Source organism: Neisseria sp. HMSC03D10 (genome assembly GCF_001807625.1).
In the GTDB taxonomy this organism is placed as follows: Bacteria; Pseudomonadota; Gammaproteobacteria; order Burkholderiales; family Neisseriaceae; genus Neisseria; species Neisseria mucosa.
In genome coordinates, this window is the sequence record NZ_KV789493.1 from 15,105 (window position 1) to 32,241 (window position 17,137).

General features: G+C 49.3%; 8 protein-coding genes and 1 pseudogene. 4 read left to right on the forward strand and 5 right to left on the reverse strand.

What is annotated here, in order from left to right; genetic code table 11:
* Positions 1-3: 3 nt before the first annotated feature.
* From HMPREF3066_RS01400 to HMPREF3066_RS01415, 4 genes are all read right to left on the reverse strand, one after another.
* Positions 4-1,281 (reverse strand): O-antigen ligase family protein, encoded by a 1,278-nt coding sequence (locus HMPREF3066_RS01400; protein ID WP_049226727.1) that lies wholly within the window; start codon positions 1,279-1,281, stop codon positions 4-6.
* A gap of 169 nt (positions 1,282-1,450) precedes the next feature.
* Complete coding sequence (locus HMPREF3066_RS01405; RefSeq protein WP_039405693.1) at positions 1,451-2,869, reverse strand: lipopolysaccharide biosynthesis protein; 1,419 nt, start codon at positions 2,867-2,869, stop codon at positions 1,451-1,453.
* A 164-nt stretch (positions 2,870-3,033) separates the two neighbouring features.
* The gene (locus HMPREF3066_RS01410; protein ID WP_039405690.1) at positions 3,034-4,341 is read right to left on the reverse strand and encodes a nucleotide sugar dehydrogenase; all 1,308 of its coding nucleotides are present in this window, start codon (positions 4,339-4,341) and stop codon (positions 3,034-3,036) included.
* Between the two features lie 425 nt (positions 4,342-4,766).
* Positions 4,767-5,423, reverse strand: coding sequence for an NAD(P)-dependent oxidoreductase (locus HMPREF3066_RS01415; RefSeq protein WP_039405685.1), 657 nt, complete (start codon positions 5,421-5,423; stop codon positions 4,767-4,769).
* 120 nt (positions 5,424-5,543) lie between these two features.
* Between HMPREF3066_RS01415 and HMPREF3066_RS01420 the strand changes: the two genes are divergently transcribed.
* From HMPREF3066_RS01420 to HMPREF3066_RS01430, 3 genes are all read left to right on the forward strand, one after another.
* Positions 5,544-6,434 (forward strand): LysR family transcriptional regulator, encoded by an 891-nt coding sequence (locus HMPREF3066_RS01420; protein WP_003744779.1) that lies wholly within the window; start codon positions 5,544-5,546, stop codon positions 6,432-6,434.
* Positions 6,431-6,709 (forward strand): GIY-YIG nuclease family protein, encoded by a 279-nt coding sequence (locus HMPREF3066_RS01425; protein WP_003744780.1) that lies wholly within the window; start codon positions 6,431-6,433, stop codon positions 6,707-6,709. Before HMPREF3066_RS01420 ends, HMPREF3066_RS01425 begins: the two co-directional genes overlap by 4 nt.
* Before the next feature lie 168 nt (positions 6,710-6,877).
* Positions 6,878-7,498, forward strand: a complete 621-nt coding sequence (locus tag HMPREF3066_RS01430) for a hypothetical protein (protein WP_045073556.1) — start codon at positions 6,878-6,880, stop codon at positions 7,496-7,498.
* Between the two features lie 99 nt (positions 7,499-7,597).
* On the opposite strand, the pseudogene HMPREF3066_RS13245 reads toward HMPREF3066_RS01430, so the two are convergent.
* Positions 7,598-7,748, reverse strand: a pseudogene (locus HMPREF3066_RS13245) (IS5/IS1182 family transposase); the annotation flags it as partial.
* A gap of 819 nt (positions 7,749-8,567) precedes the next feature.
* Between HMPREF3066_RS13245 and HMPREF3066_RS01435 the strand changes: the two are divergent.
* Positions 8,568-17,137: ESPR-type extended signal peptide-containing protein (locus tag HMPREF3066_RS01435; RefSeq protein ID WP_141743154.1), on the forward strand; the 8,570-nt coding region annotated here is incomplete at its 3' end.

Genomic DNA, 17,137 nt, shown 5'->3' on the forward strand with positions numbered 1-17,137 from the left:
CTATCAAGGGGTGTATCGGTACGCGTTATACGCCGTATCGCGCTGCGGCAGGACGCTGTATAGGAAAATCAAAAAGCAGGGCAGCCAGATGAAGGGCATACGAAAAATGGTGGATGGGATAAAACCTGCCAAAAGGAACAATCCCATTGCTGCCAACCCAATGACGCGCTGTTTGCTTTTCATATTCCTGCCTGCGGCGACGCAGAAGAAATAGTATGCGGCATAGAACAAAAAAGCCGTCAGCGAAATCAGACCGAAACCGAGGTATAGCTCGATAAGGAAGCTGTGCGGGTTTTCAAACGCCAGGCTGTCGCTCAAGTGGCCGCCGAAATATTCTTGGAATTTTTTCGGACCATAGCCCAACAGCAGGAATGGCGGATGTTCCCAGAAATAGTTATAGATTTCCTGACGGTAGCCGACCGAATTGTCGCTTTCCAAATCAAACAGGAACAAATACAGGCGTGAGGAAATATTTTCCAAAAAGGCATTACCGTGCAGGGAGAGCAGGAAATCGGCAATGTACTGTTTCGGAATCATCGACAATCCTGCGCCTGTAACACCTATGGTCATCAGCGTAAACAGCCCGTTGTTACGGTAAATCAAGTTCAGGATAAATAAAATGATGTAACACAGGGTAGCGGTACGCGACGCACTGGCAAAAATGACTACGCCCAAACATAAAAAAAGTATCAAGCCGAGCAAGTATTCTTTTTTACTGACATCAATATTGAAAAATACTAAAACGGCAGGCGCAAAACAGAGGGCGGTCGTGCCTAAGTTGTTAGGGTTAAAGAAGAAACCCTTAATAATCCCCGCATCAATGGCCAATACTTCATCTGCTTGAACGAATTGGATGCCGGTCAAAATCTCCACAGCGGGCGGGATGATGATAAATGCGCAGAAAAAAAGCAGCAGGTGGCGGATAAACGCCATCGGATTTTCATGTCGGCTCAATACCAGGTACAGCAGATAAAACAGGCTGGGTAGGGACAGGAAGAAAAACGTATCCATAATCCTGACCGAATCCAGCGTGGTAATAAACAGATGGATGCCGCCCCAACCGCACATGATGGCAAGCGCTGCCAACATCCTGCCTGCTTTGCCGTTGAACCGTTTGGACTCTAACGCAAAAATCAGTAGGGCAGTAGGCAGCAGCAGGATAGTCAGGGGGTTGTCGATACGCGGAATACCGGCTTTGTACGACAGCATCGGCCCCAGCATATAGGCGGTTGAAATCGTGTATATCAGCGTAATGTATAAAGTCTGTGTTTTGAGTTTCACTTTGTTTCCTGAGGTGGGACGGTTTCGGAAATATTATTATATGCAGAAACAATTTGTCTGACCGCAGAATCCGACTGAATGCGTCGGTAATGTATTGGGCGGTATATCGGCCGAAAAGTTTCAGTTCCGATGGTTTTGTGTCCGTCTGAAAACTGCCGCTTCCTTCGGATTATCTTTTCAGACGACTCTTGACAGCAGCTGCTGCCGAAATAAGGGACGACTTGCGACGCCATATCAGATAGGAGAGTCCTGCCAGCCAAAGCAAGGCGAACAACGGATAATTTTCCTTTGTGCCGAAATAGGTGTAGCTCAGGCAAAGCAGTACGCTCAAAGCGGTATTGGTATAAATTTTCAGCCGCGGCAGAGGACGCCACACCCTAGATGAAAATTCGGTTTTGATGATGCAAAACACCCAAAACGATATTGCGCTCGCTATGGCTGCACCACGCGCCCCCAAATGGGGAACCAGTAGCGACAGCAGACTGAAATTGATGGCAAAAGCGACAATGTTGACTGCTGTAATTAACCAAGTTCGTTTAACAACGTTCAATCCGATACCGCTGACTTCCGTAAGCGTATAAAACAGCGGATACAACATGCATGAGAGCAGCAAAAACTGTACCGGAGCGTATTTGTCGGGCAATATCCAAGTAACGACGGGCGAGAAAATGCCGATAAAACAAATCATCGCACTGATTAATTCGGTCATCGAAAGGGTGATGCCGCCGATTTTATCCAAATGGGTTTTGTCTTCCACCCATTTGAACACCAAAGGCGCCCAAATGGTTGAGAATACGCTTTGAAAAATCAGGGCAACCGCGCCGAAGCTGACCGCCATCGAGTAAATGCCAAGCTCATTCAAACCCGCCCACTGTTTGAGCGCAAAACGATCGATTGAGGTCAATCCCCAATAAGCCAAATTCCCGAATGCCAAGGGTAAACCGTAGCGCAGGCTCGCATGATGGGTTTCAGACGACCAAGGAGCGCGCGCAGCAGCGCGCAGTTCATGTCTGGTTTGGTATGTCAAAACGGCGACAGTCAATACTTGCGCCACGGTGTAGGCAAGAACAAGACTGACGGTATCAGTTTCGACACCGCTGAAAACGAATAACAAAACCAACGCCAAAATCAGGAATTTCGGTGTAAGTTGGCTGAGGGAAAAGGCAACGGCTTTTTCCTGCATCCTCAGTATTAGGGAGAGAAACCGCGCAAACAGGCAGGTCAGCAGGAAAATTAAAAACAGCAAGCCCAAGGTTTTATCTGGCAAATCAAAAATCAAATCTGCCGGCCAAGCCGTATTCCATACAAGCACCGCCAAAATCACGACAGTCGTCAAAACGAACGGCGACAGGCTGATGGATTTAAACAGGGACGCTTTATCTTTAGCGGCGTAATATTCGCGGATATACGCCTGATCCAAACCCAGCCCCAAAATCAGGATGGCCAGACCGGAGATGGTTTGCAGTAAGACGATGCGGCCGATGTCTTCCGCAGGGTAGTACCATGAAATCAGCGGAAGCGAGAGGATGCCGAAAGCCGCGCTGCCTATCGGGCCTAAGGCATAACCGAGTATTTTTCTTATATTCATAAATAGGTGGGGTTTGTTGCCGCCAAGATTTTCAGACGACCTGAAAACGCAGCAGCATCATATAAATAAGGGCTTTCTTAGGTCGTCTGAAAACAAACGGTCTAAGAAAGCCGACTGCCTGCCGAGAGCTGTCGGCAAGCAGTCCGCCTCAATCATCAAAGGTGTTACGCTTTCACGACTTTCGGGTTTTTCGCAGGGAACTTGCCGCGCGTATCGACAATCAGTTTGGCGTGTTCGGCAATCATGTCGTAGTCAAACTTGTCATGGTCGGTCGTCAGCACCACGCAGTCGTATTTCGCTATGGTTTCCGGCGTCAGCGGCTCGCTCTTCAGGTCGAAGTAGTGGTGGCCGGGGATGTACGGGAACTCAAGCACGTGCGGGTCAGAGTAGGAAATGTTTGCACCCAATTTGTGCAGGCGGTCCATCACTTCCACAGACGGACTTTCGCGCATGTCGTCCACGTTTTTCTTGTAGGCGATACCCAAAACCAAGATTTTGCTGTCTTTGATGGAACGGTTGTGTTCGTTCAAAGCCAGGCCCACTTTGCTGATGACGTAGTCGGGCATGTGGGAGTTCACTTCGCCTGCCAACTCGATGAAACGGGTGTTCACGCCGTATTCGCGCGCTTTCCAAGTCAGGTAGAACGGGTCGATGGGGATACAGTGACCGCCCAAGCCCGGACCGGGATAGTAGGCAACGAAGCCGAACGGTTTGGTTGCCGCGGCGGCGATGACTTCGTGAATATCGACATCCATTTTGTCGGCGACGATTTTCATCTCGTTCACCAAGCCGATGTTCACGGCGCGGTGGATGTTTTCCAGAAGCTTGGTCAGCTCGGCGGCTTTGGTGGAGCTTACCGGTACGACTTTGTCGATGGCAGGCTGATACAGCGCGATACCGACTTCCAAACAAGCAGGGGTATGACCGCCGATGACTTTCGGGATGGTACGGGTTTCAAAATTCGGGTTGCCCGGGTCTTCGCGTTCCGGAGAGTACACCAAGAACACGTCTTTACCGACTTTCAAGCCGCCTTCTTCAACGCGCGGCAGCAATTCTTCTTCGGTTGTGCCGGGATAGGTGGTGGATTCCAAAGACAACACTTGACCGGCGCGCAGGTAAGGTTTCACTGCGTCGGTAGTGTCGATAACAAAGCTCATGTCCGGCTCGCGGTATTTGTTCAACGGAGTCGGTACGCACAAAATCACGGCTTCCACTTCGCCGATGCGGGAGAAGTCGGTGGTGGCTTCAAACAGGCTGTTTGAAGCGGCGGCGATTTTCTCGGCAGGAATATGCTCGATGTAGGTTTCGCCTTTGTTGAGTTTGTCGACTTTGGTTTTGTCGATGTCGAAGCCCAAAACCTGATAACCGATGTCCACATAGCGGAGCATCAGCGGCAGGCCGACATAGCCCAAGCCGACGATGCCGATTTTGGCGGTTTTATCTGCAAATTTCTGAATGGTGGTATTTTTCATGATAGGTCTCATGTGATGGAAAACAAATAGACGCGACCTTATTGGATTCGCGTCGTGCCTGCCTGTGGGAGGCGGGCAGGTAAAGAGGTAGAGCTGTTCGCAAGTTTAGAGTAAAAGAGGAAAAAAAAGTTTTACGCTTCATGCAAAATATGGCATAGGTAAATACGATGGCATGTGTAAAATATGCATATATTATAAAACAATAATGACGCAATGCAATAAATCTTGTTGTTTTTAATGTGTATTATTTCTCTAGTTATAAAAATTTGCATCGTAAATACAAATGAGTGATAGGTGATGGATTCCAAAATATTTTCGTAAATTAACCAAGCTTAAGGATTTCATAAGGCACGGTCTAAAATTAAAAAGGTCGTCTGAAAACCTGATTTCCAAGGTTTTCAGACGACCTTTGCCCTAGACGGCGGTTAAGCGGCGGCAACGGTAAAGCGTTCAAACAAATGCGTTTTGTTTTCCGCGTCGTCGGCGATGGCGACTGCCAAATCCGCCACGCTGATGCCTGCCGGAATTTCACCGTCCATCAGCAAATCGTCTTTGCCCAAGCGGTATTTGCCGGTTTTGTCTTCGCTGAACCCGCCGTCCGCGCCCAGTCGTGCCGGAGGGGAAACGAAAGACCAGTTCACATCTCGGCGCGGCAGGAGTGCGGTCAATAAATGGCGTGCGGCATTGGCGCCGTCGTAAATGGCTTTGGGGAAGTCGGGCGTATCGACAACTTGCAAATCAGGTGCAACATACAGGCTGCCTGCGCCGCCAACGATTAAGAGATACGGCACTTGCGCCGTTTTTGCCGCTTCGACGATGCTGTTTGCGCCGCGTGTAAAATCCGCGCCGATATTGGGATTAGTCCAGCCGGGATTGAACGCGCTGACCACGGCGTCAAAGCCTGCCAGCTTGTCGGCAAAATCTGCCGCGTTCACGTCTGCGGAGACGGCGGCAACATTTTGCGCCTGGAACACTTTATCAGTATTGCGCGCGAAAGCGGTCACTTCATGACCGCGACCTGCCAATTCTTGAACCACTGCGTTGCCGACATAACCTGTTGCACCGATGACTGCGATTTTCATGTTTGACTCCTTGTTGAGATGTGATTAATTAGATGAACGCATTGTAAGGTCGTCTGAAACGCTTGATAATCCCTGTTTTGCTGTTATGATTGTGAAGTTGAACTAAATAATAGAAATAGAATGCAAGACATCAAACCCCTACTCGTTTTCGCCGCCGTCCTCGAACACGGCAGCATGAACGCCGCCGCTGCCGCACTGGGCATGACCCCGTCTGCCGTCAGCCAGCACATCAACCGCCTCGAAACCCTGCACGGCATCAAGCTGTTAAACCGCAGCACGCGCAGCCTTTCGCCTACCGATGCCGGCAGAGCGTTAGGCGAATACTGCCGCCGCCTTGCCACGACTGTTGCCGATACGCATACCGTTATCGACAATCTGAAAACCGAACCCGTCGGCGAATTGCGTATTTCCCTGACTTCCACCGTCATCGAGTCCCGCGCTTTTCAGACGGCATTTTCAAGATTGCGAACCGAGTTTCCCAAAATCCGCCCCGTCCTCAATTTCAGCGATACCTTGGACAATCTGCAACACAGCCAAACCGACATCGCCATACGCGGCGGCGACCGCGCTTTGGACGATCCCAATTTGGTTGCGCGTCATCTCGTTACCTGGCCGTACACCATTTGCGCCGCGCCCGATTATCTCGACCGCCATGCGCCCATTACCCATCCCTCGCAGCTTCACGCCCACCGCTGGCTGCACTTCCTGCCCGTCCGCACGACCTTGCAACACGGCGGCGAAAGCTATTTTCTCGACGTCGCCGACAGCATCGCCTGCACGCATCTTGCTGCCGTCCGCAGCCTGACTGAACGCGGCTTCGGTTTGTCTTTGCAAGTGGGCGGCGAAGTTCGGGAAAAAATCGCCCAAGGTCGTCTGAAAACCGTTTTGCCCGAATGGACGCTGCCGCCGGTCAGCCTTTATTTGGTGACGCCTTACCGCGTCCAGTCCGCCAAAACCGAAGCCGCCGTCCGTATTTTCACAGAAAGTTTCGCCAAGGAAGCAGACGCATGAGCGCGGAAAATTGGAGCGTTTACCTGATTTTGTGCGAAAACGGCGCGCTTTACTGCGGCATCAGCAACCGCCCGCAAGAGCGGTTTGCCGCCCACCTCGCCGGCAAAGGCGCGAAATACACGCGGCTGAACAAACCGACGGCGATGCGTATCGTTTCAGACGACCTCTCCAAAAGCGAGGCATTGAAACAGGAAATCGCCATCAAAAAACTGACGGCAGGGAAGAAGAGGGAGTTGTGGGAAGCAGCGGCGGGAAATGCCTCCACTGAGCGGTAGTGCGAATTTTGCCCGAAGGCATATGGAAAAAAGGTCGTCTGAAAAACAGAATTCAGACGACCCCTATTTTCTGTAAATCGCTGAATTTAACATTCTTGAAAGATAAGTTGAAATTCCCTAACCGGCAGCATAGTATAATGCCCGCTTCCCGCCAATCTTGAGGCCGCCATGAAACCGATACCCTATATCCTTGCGGCTGCGCTCTGCCTCAGCAGTTCAGCCGTATCCGCAAATCCCGTTACCTATATCTGCAAAACCGCAAACGGCATTGTCTTTACCAACCAGAAAACCGGTGCCGAATGTACCGTGTCCCATGTTGACGGCAGCGCGACCGTCAGCAGCGAAGAAGCCGACAGCGCTGTTCCCGAAACGGTCAACCTAAAAGAAGCCATCGGTCAGGCAGCCCCCGAAATTGACGACATTAAAATCCTTCCGCGTCCGGCAGTAAGCAGCGTAACCAACACCGCAGAAGCCGCCAATCCCCGCCTGGATGTGAGACTGCGCAACCAGCCGGATACCAAAGCCGCCAAAGCGCGTGCCGCAGAGATGAACCGCAAAGCGAAAATCCTTCCTGCGCCCGTTGTATCCGCACCTGCGAAGCCTCAAATGTCGCGTAAGCAAATCCTTCAAAAAGAAGTCCGCAACGAGCAGGCCGCACTAGCGCGTGCCCAATCCCAACTTGCCGCCGCCCGCCGTCAGGGGGATCAGGCAAAAATCAACCGCCTGACCCGTGATGTCAGCGACAGGCAGGCAAGCATCCGCGCCATGCAGAGCGAAATGGGGCGTTGATTCTTTTTTATAGCTTTATTGCAATCCACCTTCAAAAGGTCGTCTGAAAAGTAGCGAAACCCGCTATGGATATTTCAGACGACCTTTTTGCGTTGTGTTCCTATGTTTGCTAGCGAGAGTTTGAAAGATCGGAATGTATAGTGGATTAACTTTAAACCAGTACGGCGTTGCCTCGCCTTGGCCGTACTATTTGTAATGTCTTTGGCTTCGTCGCCTTGTCTTGATTTAAATTTAATCCACTATAGCGTGAGCTATGCCCACGAATGCAGTTGGTGGGGGTAAAGGCAGAAGGAAAGTTGTATTGTCGCGGGCAAAGTCCGCGTTACGGTTTATAGCAACCTGTTTTAAGAAGGTCGTCTGAAAAAGCATCGGGCTTGCGATGCACGCATTTTCAGACGACCTTTTTGCGTCGTTTTCCCTATGCCCGCTAGTGAGAGTTTAAAAGATCGGATGTAGCGCGGGCTATGCCCACGAATACAGTTGACGGGAGTTATGGCAGAGGAACAGTTGTATTTTCCCGGACTGACGCAGGCTCCTGCTGTCAATTCCCTTCCTTACGCTAGAAGACGGTAAAAGCAGAGTGAAGGATTAATTCTACAAATCAATACCGTTGCAACGGCATCTTAAAATTTTTCATTATATTCATTCAAATATAAATATAATATAAAACGACATAGCCATAAATGCAGTATGAGAGTTTGGCATAAAAATTGCAGGATTCCATACATAGTTCCACTTGTAAAAGTAAATATGAGTTAAAAAATAAAAGAAACTTAAAGATTATCGGAGCTTATTTTGTATAAGCGGCAATTTGATGAAGTTTCTATACTATATCTACTGATATAGATATGTTCTAAAAATTGTACTTAAGTGACAATTAGCGTCAGTCTGGTTGATTTTCAATAATATATAAACAAAATAAATGAATGCCTGTCTCATAAAATCCGCGTGTGCCTGAAGAAGAAGAAGATTTGGCGGCGGGACAGTGCGGGGAGTCCGTCTTGTTTTGATTGTATATGCTTGAATTCAATCTGATATTTTTTAATAAATCCAACCAAGAGAGATTGTTATGAATAAGATTTTCAAAGTAGTATGGAACCGTACCATCGGCTCTTTCGTCGTTACTTCCGAATTGGCGAAGGGACGTGTCAAATCAAGTAGCGAAGGTGCTGAAGGGGATATGCGCGCCTCAGAGGAAGGTCGTCTGAAAACCTTATTCAGGCTGACGGCGTTGAGCGCGGCATTATTGGGATTTTCCGAAGGGGCTTGGGCTGCGATGAATGCAAAACCTGCAACAGGTGGGGCGGTATTTGCTATTGGTGACGGCTCGACTTCAGCAAATGGAACGGGTGCTCTTGCCATTGGTAATAATGCACAAGCTAAAACTAATGGGGCTTTGGCAATCGGTCCAAACTCAACTCATACGACTATTGCGAATAGTAATAATTCCATTGCTATCGGTGTTAATCTTCAGGCAACTGGTCAAAAGGCAATAGGGATTGGTGCGGATACTAATGTTAATGGAACAAGTGCCATTGCGATTGGTAACAATGATTCGGGCAGAATAACAAATCAAGGCGTTAGCGGTGATGGTGCTATCGGTGTGGGTAGCAATTTAACCGTACGTGGCAACAATGCAATTGCTGTGGGTACGGAAGCACAAGCGAAGGAAATCAGTACGGTCGCTATTGGTGCAAATACGCAAGCAACGGGGGCAGAAGCTGTTGCTATTGGTAAAGGTGCTGCTTCGACAGCTGCAAAGGCATTGGCATTTGGTCAGGGTGCACAAGCTCAGGCCAGTGATACTATTGCCGTTGGTACAGGTGCGCAAGCGACGCTAGCTAATTCGATTGCTATTGGTAAAAATTCGTTTGCAAGGGGTTTGTATAGTGGAGTGACAGGAGCTGGAAGGGCGATTGCGGTCGGTTTTAATACACAGGCGATTGGAGAGGATTCTGTTGCCATCGGTTCTGGCGTGGATGCCAATGCTGCCGCACTGGCACAAAATAGACAGAGTGTAGCCCTTGGTTGGCAAGCAAGAGCGACAGGTACAACACAAGCGGTTGCCATTGGTCCGCAGGCTTATGCTTCAGGTGCGCAATCAACTTCCATTGGTAACAATACCCGTGCAACGGGCGATTCGTCGATTGCCATTGGTGGTGATGACTGGGATGATGCAAAAAAAAGCGTAAATACACAGTACAAGGCATTGACTGGCTCTGATATGTCCGGTGGTTATCAAGGTACTACGTCTGCTACGGCAGCGGTTGCGGTAGGTGTGAAGGCGCAGGCGACAGGTGCTTTGTCTACGGCTTTTGGTCCGGGTACGATCGCTAGCGGTTTGGGTGCATCAGCGTTCGGTGTGGGTGCGTCCGCTACTCAGGATAAGTCCGTCGCCATCGGTGCGGGGTCGCACACTAATACCGATGCAACGGCTGTAACAACTGCGACAGTTAATGGTATTACTTACGGCGGTTTTGCGGGAACGACACACATTACCCCAGGTTCGCAAGTTTCTTTCGGTTCGGCTGGTTACGAACGTCAACTCAAACATGTCGCACCAGGTGAAATCACTGCAACTTCTACCGATGCGATTAACGGCAGCCAGCTTTACGCGCTCCATGCTGGTTCGGGCAATATCGCCAAAGCGGTTGCCAATGCATTGGGTGGCGGTGCGGCTGTGGGTACTGATCCTACAAACCGTCAAGGTACGGTAACGCTGCCGTCTTATAACGTGCTCAAAGGCAGTGCTACGCCGAATACGGTAGGTAATGGTACAGTTAACTTCAATGCAACTCCTGCTCGGAGCGTCGCTGATGTGCTGACCAATCTCAATACTTACGTCAACCAAGGCTTTGCCGTCAAAGATAATGCGGGCACGGCGAAGGGCATTATTACGCCCGGAGAAAGCGTGCAATTTGCCGACGGCAATGCAACTACCGTTACCGTTGATACCGAAGCAAACGGCAATACTAAAATCAAATACGACGTTAAGGTGGACGACAAAACCATCAAGGTTGTTGACGGTAAGCTGACCGGTACGTCGCAAACCCATTTTTATAGCGTAAATAGCACAGATCAAACAAAAGCCAACTACAACAACGACGGCGCAACTGGCGAAAACGCGATTGCTGCCGGCCCTGAAGCCAAAGCGGCTGCAAGCAATGCGGTTGCAATTGGTAGCAAGGCTACCGTTGAGGCGGCAGCAGACTCTGTACTTAATGTGAATGGTGAGACTACGGGTGAAGGTTCGGTCGCCGTCGGTTCGCTAAGTAAAGCAAACGGTAAAAATGCAACCGCTATCGGCCAAAAAGCAAATGCCTATGGTCAAAACTCGTTTGCAGGTGGTCAGGATACTGAGTCATCAGGTAAATCCAGCGTGGCTGTAGGTGATGGCTCAAGAGCTACTGATGATTCTACTACTGCCGTTGGTCCATATGCCAAAGCTCAAAAAGCAGGTGCATCAGCATTCGGTTTCAACGCTAATGCTCAAGCAATAGGCTCTGTAGCAGTAGGTCGACAAGCACAAGCTCTGAATTTGAATGCTGTTTCGGTAGGTAATGAAAGCAAAGCAAAAGGAGAAGATACTGTTGCTATCGGTACTAGTGCCGATGCTGTGCAAAATCGGGCAATGGCAATCGGTAAAGGGGCTGTTGCTAATGATGCTGACACGATTGCATTCGGTGCAGGTACGAAGGCTGACAAAAGATATGCTATCGCTATCGGCTCGGGCAATAATGCTTGGAAAACTGATTCTATTGCGTTAGGACGTGCTGCCAATGCAGACGGCGAGGCTTCTTTGGCGCTTGGTTTGAACAGCCATACCCGTTTGGAAAACGCTATCGCTTTAGGTAATGGCGCAAACGCCGATTATAGTAATAGCATCGCCATCGGTAAATCCAGTCATGCAGCTGAATCCGCGGGAGTTGCGATCGGTAATGACGCACGGGCTTTGAAATTTAGCTCTGTTGTTATCGGTGATCAGGCTCGATCTAATAACTCGCGCTCTGTCGTCATTGGCTTTAACGCTTCTGCAACCAATCCTGCAAAACCAGCTTCGGCTGAAGATGATTACAATCAAACCGTTGCTATCGGTGCATATGCCAATGCATGGGGCGATCAATCTACTGCCATCGGTAACAATGTAGACGCAAAAGGCAATTCTTCTATCGCCATCGGTGCGGACGACTGGGATACCGTTGCAGTGAAAACTGTAGACGGTACGGGTAAAACGGTTAAAGAGGTTTATCAAAACTATACCGGTGATGTGATGGCAACTGGTAAAGATAGTTATACTCATACGACCTCAGGCGAAGCTGCGGTAGCCATCGGTACTAAATCACAGGCAATAGGCGAATTATCCACAGCCTTTGGTACGGGTACGATTGCTGAAGGCGTCGCCTCTGCCGCATTCGGTATGGGCGCGAAAGCCACCAAAGGCAACTCTGTGGCAATCGGTGCGGGCAGTACGACTACAACCGATGCAACCGAAGTCAACGAAGCTACTGTCAACAATCTGAAATACTCAGGCTTTGCAGGTGGTAACCATATTACCTCCGGCGACCAAGTATCCTTTGGTTCTAAAAACTACGAACGTCAATTGAAAAACGTTGCTCCGGGTGAAATCTCTAATACTTCTACCGATGCCATCAACGGCAGCCAGCTGTATGCGGTACAAAACGTTTTGGGCAATACTGCCAAAACCGTTAAAAATGTATTGGGTAATAATGCACAGTTGGCTGAAGACGGCAGTATTACCATGAATAATATTGGTGGTACGGGTGAAAATACCGTTGATAGGGCAATTGCGTCTTTGAAAACGTCAGCCTTTAAATCGTTTCAATTAGACACGGCTGTTGCTACCGGAACCAATGGTCGTGCCGAAAATCATTCTTCGCAGGAAATTACAAGTGGTTCTACCCTCCGACTTGAGGCAGGTAAAAATATACATCTGCATCAATCGGGAACCACTGTAAGTATTAATACGGTGGATAACCCTGAATTTACAGGCGTAGTTACTGCCAAAGGCGGACTAAATATGTCTGGAAACCGTATTACTAATTTGGGTCAAGGTACGGATACTAATGATGCGGTTAATGTTGGGCAGCTCCAAGATGCAATGAATAATCTGCGCGTCAACACTCTGACTACGGTCAGCAATGATGCCCCTTTCTCTTATATTGATAAAGACGGAAAGCTTTTAACCCGCAACGTTAAAGAAGTAGGCGGACAAAAAGTAGTATCGTTTACTTATGTAGATGGTGGTAAAGAATATAACGGTGATGTAACCATTGCCGCTTTGAACGCCAAAGACCCGCAAACTTCCGTACCGACCATTGTTGGTAATGTGAAATCGGGCATCAAAGATAATGATGCAGTCAATGTGTCCCAATTGAAGAAAATAGCTGAAGCACTGGGTACGCAAGTGGGTACTGACGGCAGCGTTTCCATGCCGACTTATGCAGTTGTTTCAGATTCTCCCGCTACTTCAAGCGTAGTTAACTACAATACTGTTGGCGATGCGCTGTCCGCTTTGAATAGAGCTGTTAATAGCCCTCTGAATTTTACAGGCGATGTTGGCAACCAATTCAACCGTAAACTCGGCAGCACCGTAGCAGTCAAAGGTGGACAAACTGATCGGAATAAGCTATCCGATAATAATATTGGTGTAGTTTCAGACGACCAAAATCACACGCTGAACGTCAAACTGGCAAAAGAATTGACTGGACTGACTTCCGCAGCCTTCAGCGATGGCGTTACTACTGGAGGTACGACCGTTAACGGCTCCGGCGTAACCATCGGCTCCGGCAGCAACACTGTAAGCCTGACCGCGGGCGGACTCTCCAATGGTGGCAACAAGGTTACCAACATTGCCGACGGCGCAGTAGATACCGACGCAGCAAGCTACAAACAAGTTAAAGCCGCGAAAACCGAGGTTCAAAAAGGTACAAACGTCGTCAGTGTTACTAAAACCGATAGCCTGACTGACGGTCATGCGATTTACACCGTCAATGCCAAAGGTGCGGCTGTCTCTGCGGAAGGTACAGACAACGGTTTGAAACTGACGTCGTCTGAAAATACAACCACCAATGTCACTATCTACAATCTGGATTTGTCTGACAAAACCAAAGACTCCTTGAAAAAAGCCGACAGCGCATTGCAAAACATTGGCGTACAAGTCAACGGTACGGCTGCCAAAATGTTGACTAAAGACGATTCCACGCTGAACTTCGTTGACGGCACAGGTACGACTGCCGAAAACAAAGGGGGCACCGTTGCGTTCAACGTAAATAAATCTGCGTTGACAGCGGGTACTGGCGGCGTAATCAGTGCGGATACAGCAGGCGATGCATTTGCTACCGCAACTGATGTTGCCAATGCCATCAATAAAGCCGTTGCCGACAGCGAGAAAATCAGCATCGTAGCGGCAGGCGATAATACCCATGTTGCTTCTCAAGTTACTGGTAATCAGACACTTTATACCGTTCATGCTGATAAAACGACTGTGAGCGTAAAAGCTGACGGTAAGCTGGCATTGAATCCGACTGAAGCGACAAACGCCAACCAAACCAAAACCACCAACTACGAACTCGACCTTTCAGATGCCGCAAAAGCCGAGATTCAAAAAGGCGTAGAGGCAAAAACTGCTGTCGAAAGCAAGGGTATTGCATTTGCGGGTAATAACGGTACAACCGATGCAGCCAAGCTGGGTGAAACCGTCAACCTTAAAGGCGACGACAAAAATGTTGAAACCGAAGCAAGCGCAGATGGCATTAAAGTCAAACTGAAAGACGAAATCACATTGACTAGCGTAACCGCTAATACTTTAAAGGCGGGTGATAGCGTACTGACGAATGACGGCCTGAACATTGCCAAAGGTACGGCAGGTTCGCCCGTATCCCTGACTAAGTCCGGTTTGAACAACGGCGGCAACAAGATCACCAAAGTTGCTAAAGGTGAAAATGAAGATGATGCTGTGAATTATGCTCAGCTTAAAGAGCTGGCTGACAAAGGTCTGACTTTTGATGCGGACGGCAACACTTCGACCTCAAGCAAAAAACTGGGAGAGCGCGTCGGCATTAAAGGTGGCAGCAACATCACCACTTCCGCCGATAGCAACAACGTTACCGTCAAACTGAATGACGATATTACGGTGACCAGCGTAACTGCCACTACCTTGAAAGCAGGCGACAGCACGCTGACGAATGCAGGATTGGTTACACCTAAAGTCACCGCAGGCGACAGCGTGTTGGAGGATAACGGACTGACCATCTCCAACGGCACGACAGGTTCTTCTGTCTCCCTGACCAAAAACGGTCTGGATAACGGCGACAACAAGATCACCAAAGTAGCCAAAGGTACGGCAGACACCGATGCGGTAAATGTCGAGCAAATCAAACCGTTGGCAACAGCGTTGAACACGACCATTGGTGCGGACGGTACGGTCGGAAAACCAAGCTTTACCGTCAATCATGCCGACGGTACTGCAGGTACTACCGTACATACCGTTCAAGACGCATTGACCGAGGTTGGTAAAGAGTTGAACAAAGGTCTGAACATCGGGGCGGACAACGGCAATAACCAGAAAATCAATCTGGGTGATACCGTCAAGTACACGAGCAAAGACAAAAATATCGTTACGACTAGTGGCACGAACAAGGATATCGACTTCAGTCTTGCCAATATCGTAACCATCGGCAAAAACGTGGAGGGTGGCAACCCCGTTACTATCGATGGCACGAAAGGCACAGTAAGCGGACTGACCAACAAAACCTTGGGCGATACGGGTTTCGCTACCAAAGGTCAAGCTGCAACAGAAGAGCAGATCAATGCCGCACAAACCAATCTGGCAAATGTTTTGGGTGCAGGTTCAACCAACCAAAACGGTACGGTAACGGTTACCGACATCGGCGAAACAGGTAAGACTACCGTCAGCGATGCGATTAAATCCGTCAAAGAAACCGCTGAAAAAGGCTGGAACCTACAAGCTAACAGCGATGCTGCCGAAAAAGTGGCGGCAGGCGAAACGGTAATATTCAAGGATGGCAAAAACATCAAAGTAACCCGCGACGGTAAAAACATCACCGTAGCCACTTCAGACGACGTCGAGTTTAATAAAGTAACCGTCGGCGGCAGTGAGTTGAACGGCAGCGGATTGACCATCTCTAACGGTGCTGCAAACGCTCCTGTATCCCTGACTAAAAACGGTCTGGATAACGGCGGCAATAAGATTGCCAAAGTAGCCAAAGGCACTGCGGATACCGACGCGGTAAATGTCGAGCAACTCAAACCGATTGCAGCCGCATTGAACACAACAGTCAACCCGACAACGGGTGAAGTGGCTGCGCCCGCGTTCACCGTAACTAAAGCGGACGGCACGAAAAATACCGCTGTCGGTACGGTTCAAGAAGCCTTGGATAAGGTGGGCGAAGAGTTGAAGAAAGGTTTGGTCATTGCCGCTGATGAAGGGTCGTCTGAAAAAGTCAACTTAGGTGACACCGTTACTTACACCGGTACCGATGGCAACATTAAGACCAAAACCCTGCCGGGAGGCAAAGTTGATTTCGGTTTGAACGACAAAGTTACGTTGGGCAAAGCCGGCGGCACTCCGATTGTACTTGACGGTACGAACGGCACGGTAAGCGGACTGACCAACAAAACCTTGGGCGGTACGGACTTTGCCACCAAAGGCCAAGCTGCAACCGAAGAACAGCTGAATGCTAGCCAAGTGAATCTAAAAACTATTTTGGGCGGTAACGCAGAAAACACCAACGGCAATATCGCCATGAGCAATATCGGTGGTACTAACCAAAATACGGTTCACGACGCAATCAAGTCTGTGAAAGAGACTGCCGAGAAAGGCTGGAAGCTGAAGGTCAATGAAGAAACGTCGTCTGAAAAAATCAGTCCTGATGATGAAGTAGCCATTAAAGAAGGCAAAAACATCAAAGTGACCCGCGACGGCAAAAACATCACCGTAGCCACTTCAGACGATGTTGAATTCAATGCCGTCAATGCCACCAATGTGATTGCAGAAACCGTTATCGCAGGCAACAGCGTCTTGACTACCGAGGGTCTGAAAATTGGTGCGGATAATTCTCCGAGCCAAGTGTCTCTGACCACGGCCGGACTGAGTAACGGTGGTAATAAGATTGCCAAAGTAGCCAAAGGTACGGAAGACACGGACGGTGTGAACGTCAGCCAAATCAAACCGTTGGCAACAGCGTTGAATACGACTGTCGATACAGACGGCTCAATCGCAGCGCCTAACTTTACCGTCAAACATGCCGACGGTACGGAAGGTACACCTGTACATACTGTTCAAGACGCTTTGGACAAAGTAGGTGAAGAAGTAACCAAAGGCATCAACGTTGGCGGTACCACAGGCAGCAACAAATACGCGTTGGGCGGCACGATCAACATCAAAGGCGACAGCAACATTGTCAGCGACACCGTTGAAGGCGGCGTACAACTGAAACTTGCCGACACCGTTAAAATCGGCCAAGACAGTGGCAAACCTGTCAGCATTGACGGTACGACCGGCACAGTGAGCGGACTGAGCAACACCACATTGGGTGCTGCCCCATTGGCCGGATCGAACAAAGCCGCGACCGAAGCGCAGCTGGATGCTACCCAAGT

Excerpts from the sequence above, each read along its gene's own strand:
- HMPREF3066_RS01425 (WP_003744780.1), top strand. The coding sequence starts at position 6,431 with ATGAGCGCGGAAAATTGGAGCGTTTACCTGATTTTGTGCGAAAACGGC.
- HMPREF3066_RS01430 (WP_045073556.1), top strand. The coding sequence starts at position 6,878 with ATGAAACCGATACCCTATATCCTTGCGGCTGCGCTCTGCCTCAGCAGT.
- HMPREF3066_RS01415 (WP_039405685.1), bottom strand. The coding sequence starts at position 5,423 with ATGAAAATCGCAGTCATCGGTGCAACAGGTTATGTCGGCAACGCAGTG.
- HMPREF3066_RS01410 (WP_039405690.1), bottom strand. The coding sequence starts at position 4,341 with ATGAAAAATACCACCATTCAGAAATTTGCAGATAAAACCGCCAAAATC.
- HMPREF3066_RS01405 (WP_039405693.1), bottom strand. The coding sequence starts at position 2,869 with ATGAATATAAGAAAAATACTCGGTTATGCCTTAGGCCCGATAGGCAGC.
- HMPREF3066_RS01420 (WP_003744779.1), top strand. The coding sequence starts at position 5,544 with ATGCAAGACATCAAACCCCTACTCGTTTTCGCCGCCGTCCTCGAACAC.